Source organism: Microbacterium sp., assembly GCF_051953575.1.
Lineage (GTDB): Bacteria > Actinomycetota > Actinomycetes > Actinomycetales > Microbacteriaceae > Microbacterium.
This window is the reverse complement of the sequence record NZ_JBQCIP010000055.1, coordinates 1-3,606: the sequence shown is the minus strand read 5'-3', so window position 1 is coordinate 3,606 and position 3,606 is coordinate 1. Positions and strand designations below refer to the sequence as shown.

4 protein-coding genes are annotated in these 3,606 nt (G+C 73.0%); all 4 read left to right on the top strand.

Features of this window, described 5'->3' with window-relative positions:
• The first annotated feature begins 27 nt into the window (after positions 1–27).
• The 4 genes from ACTHNQ_RS04205 (at position 28) to ACTHNQ_RS04190 (ending at position 3,534) form a co-directional block, all read left to right on the top strand.
• The gene (locus ACTHNQ_RS04205) at positions 28–1,095 is read left to right on the top strand and encodes an enoyl-CoA hydratase/isomerase family protein (protein ID WP_440331365.1); all 1,068 of its coding nucleotides are present in this window, start codon (positions 28–30) and stop codon (positions 1,093–1,095) included.
• A 13-nt stretch (positions 1,096–1,108) separates the two neighbouring features.
• Positions 1,109–1,927 (top strand): LssY C-terminal domain-containing protein, encoded by an 819-nt coding sequence (locus tag ACTHNQ_RS04200; protein WP_026305804.1) that lies wholly within the window; start codon positions 1,109–1,111, stop codon positions 1,925–1,927.
• On the top strand, positions 1,924–2,538 hold the full coding sequence (locus ACTHNQ_RS04195; protein WP_440331362.1) for a hypothetical protein: 615 nt from the start codon (positions 1,924–1,926) through the stop codon (positions 2,536–2,538). Before ACTHNQ_RS04200 ends, ACTHNQ_RS04195 begins: the two co-directional genes overlap by 4 nt.
• A 69-nt stretch (positions 2,539–2,607) precedes the next feature.
• On the top strand, positions 2,608–3,534 hold the full coding sequence (locus ACTHNQ_RS04190) for a J domain-containing protein (RefSeq protein ID WP_440331360.1): 927 nt from the start codon (positions 2,608–2,610) through the stop codon (positions 3,532–3,534).
• The last annotated feature ends 72 nt before the right edge of the window (positions 3,535–3,606 follow it).

Below are 3,606 nucleotides of genomic sequence, written 5' to 3'. Positions count from 1 at the left end.
TCCACGTCGGCCGGTAACGTTGCGCACGTGACCGACCCCGCTGCCGCCGCCGAGCCCACCGTCCTCGTCCGTGCGCGGGCGGGGCTCGGGCGCCTCACCCTCAACCGGCCGAGGGCCATCAATGCGCTCGACCTCGGCATGGTGCGGCTCATGCACGAAGCCCTCGACGCGTGGGAGCACGACGTCGACGTCGACGTCGTGCTGCTCGACGGCGCCGGCGACCGCGGCCTGTGCGCGGGCGGCGATGTGCGGGGCCTCGCCGAGCAGGTGACGAGCGGCCGGGCCGACGATGCCGCGGTCTTCTTCCGCGAGGAGTACGCGCTCAACGCCCGCATCGCCGAATACCCCAAGCCGTTCGTCGCATTCGCCGACGGCATCACGATGGGCGGCGGGATCGGCGTCGCCGGGCATGCGTCGATCCGCGTCGTGACCGAGCGCTCGCAGCTCGCGATGCCCGAGACCCGCATCGGCTTCACCCCCGACGTCGGGGGCACGTGGCTGCTCGCCCACGCACCCGGGCGACTGGGGGAGTACCTCGGGCTCACCGGCGCCGTCATGGACGCGTCGGATGCGATCTACGCAGGGTTCGCCGACCATTTCGTGCCCCACGAGAACCTCGACGGGTTCCGCGACGCGCTCGAGACGCGTGCCGACCCGTCGCTGTCCGAGCTCGTGCTGCTGTTCGACGAGACCCCGCCCCGCTCGAAGCTCGAAGACGCGCGCGGCTGGATCGACGACGCCTTCGCCGCCGACACCGTGCCCGGCATCGTGGAGCGGCTGCGCGCGCGTTCCGAACCAGAGGCGGCCGCCACCGCCGACCTGCTCGGCGAGCTGTCTCCCACCGGCCTCGCCGTCACGCTCGCCGCCGTCCGGAGCGCCCGCCGGCTGCCCGGACTGCGGGCCGCATTGGAGCAGGAGTACGGGCTCGTCATGTGGTTCGCGACGACCCAGCCCGACCTCGCGGAGGGCATCCGGGCGCAGGTCGTCGACAAGGACCGCGACCCGCACTGGTCGCCGGCGACCCTGGCGGACCTGGCCCCCGACCTGGCGGCATCCGCTCTGTCGTTCCGCCCGTCGATCCCGCTCTGGGGCTGACAGGGGGCAGACCGTGACCAGCCGGCGCACGTACTCGATCGGGGTCGCGGTCGACTGGTTCTTCTTCGTCTTCGCGGGCGTCGCGGCGATCTGGCTCGCCTACCTGAGCCTCACCGAGACGTTCCACGTGGGGTGGTGGGGCATCCCGTTCTTCGTCGCGTTCTGGGGGCTGCTGGCCTACCTCGTGCTGCCGCGCCTTCACCGCATCCTCACCACGATCTACGTGCCCGACTACTTCATCGGCCGCACCCGTACGAGCGACGGCCTGCTGGGCGACCCCGTAAACCTCGCGTTCCTCGGCACGGGCGAGCAGATCCAGCAGGCCATGGCGGCAGCCGGCTGGACACGGGCCGACCCGATCACGCCCGGCTCGTCGTGGCGGATCATCACATCGACGCTCGCCCGCCGCAGCTACGACGAGGCGCCCGTGAGCCCCCTGTTCCTGTTCGGGCGGCAGCAGGACTTCGCGTACCAGCAGGAGGTGGCCGGGAACCCCGCACAGCGCCACCACGTGCGGTTCTGGCGCTGCCCCGACGACTGGCTGCTGCCCGGCGGCCGCCGGGTGGACTGGCTCGCGGCGGGCACCTTCGACACGAGGGTCGGGCTGTCGCTGTTCACGCTGCAGGTCACGCACAAGATCGACGCCGACACCGACGTCGAGCGGGACCACATCGTGTCGTCCGTCCGCGGTGCCGACGCGCGGGTGGGGGTCGACGTCATCGCCGACTTCGCCACCGGGTATCACGCCCGCAACGGCGGCGGCGACAGCATCCGCACCGACGGCGACCTCCCCATCGTCGACGTGCGTTCCGTGAGCGGAGGTGCGGAGTGAACGACGAGAGGATGCCGCCGCCCGCCGAAGCGCCGCCGCACGACGCCCGGGGTGTGCCGGCGGGTTCCGGCGTCTCCCGCGAACCGGTCAAGCGGCCCGCGTACGAGCCCGCGGCGCGGCTTCTTCGGCCTGTGCAGCACGACCCCGACATGCCGAGGCCCGCGGCGACGATCGCCGGCGGCGTGCTGGTGCTGCTGCGAGCGGTCGCCGGGTTCCTCGTCGGCGGGGCGATCGCTCTCGTGTGGCAGGACATCCTCGCCGACCCCGACGTGCAGCTCGTGCTCGAGGGTGTCGACGGCGACAGCGCCGATGCCCGGCAGACCGCGCTGTGGATCGTGCTCGGCATCGTCGTCGTCTCGGTCGCCCTCGACGTGACGTTCGCCGTATTCGTGCTGCTCGGCAGCAACTGGGCGCGCGTGGCGGTCATGATCCTGTCGGTCGTCTCGATCTCGACGACGTTCTTCGCGTGGTGGGTGCAGGGGCAGGAGATCCGTGTCGACGAGACGTTCGTGCCGCTCGCGCTCGACATCCTGGTGCTGCTCGCGCTGTCGAGCCGCAGCGCGGCCGCCTACGCGCGCCGCAAGGAACCGCGCCCGGACCCCGTCGAGTGACGTAGCCTGATCTGCGGAAATCCGCGCGGCCCGTACGGGTCGCTCCGTCGCGGTCCCCGGGGAGGATGCGTGTTCGACAGTCCGCTCTCGGCGTCCGCCTACGAGGTGCTCGTCGTCGACCCCGGCGTCGACGACGAGACGCTCCGAAAGGCCTACCGGCTGCGCCTGCGGCAGACCCACCCCGACACCGGCGGCGACGCGGCCGTGTTCATCCAGGTGCAGCGCGCGTGGGAGCTCGTCGGCACGCCCGAGGCCCGCGCCGCGTACGACCGCGGACACGGCTTCGGCGAGACGGCAGCCCCCGAGTGGTCGGGCTGGCGCCCGCCCGCCGCCCGCACAGACACGCGTCCCCGCGCCCGGTCGTTCGGCCAGCCCGGCGGCTGGCGGCGCGAGCGGTATCTGACCCTCATCCGCGAATGGGCCGGCCGCGGCGTCACCCTCGACGACCCGTACGACCCGGCGCTCGTGCGCTCCGCCCCGGTCGCCTTGCGCCGCCTGCTGGCCGATGCGCTCGCCGAAGAGGCCACCGCCCGCATCGTCGCCGGCCTCGGCATGGGCTACACCGTGTGGCACGACGTCGCCGCGGTCGGCCGCGGCAGCAGCCCCGACGACAAGATCGACCACATCGTCCTGGGGCCGAGCGGCCTGTACGGCGTGCTGTCGGAGGACTTCGGCGGGCCCGTCGGGCTCCGCCGCGGCGAGTTCTCGGGCCCCAGCATCCCCGGCGCTCCCATCGCCGAGCTGCTCACCCACATGCGCACCGTCGCCCGCAGAGCCGGCGTGCGCTTCAGCGGCGCGCTCGTCGTGCTGCCCGACGAGGATGTGCCGGCGCCCATCCAGGAGCTCGGCCGGATCCGCAGCGTGCCCGTCACCATCACCGCACGCAGCGCGCTCGCCACCGTGCTGCGGCGGGGCATCACGGGCGCGCGAGACATCGGCGGCAACGAGGTCTTCGACGTCCGCACCCGGCTGCAGCAGACCGTCCGCTTCGCGTAGAGCCGGAGGCCGGTCAGGAGCGGTCGCGAGCCTGACGCAGCCAGCGCTCGATGCCCGCGATGTGCACCTGGG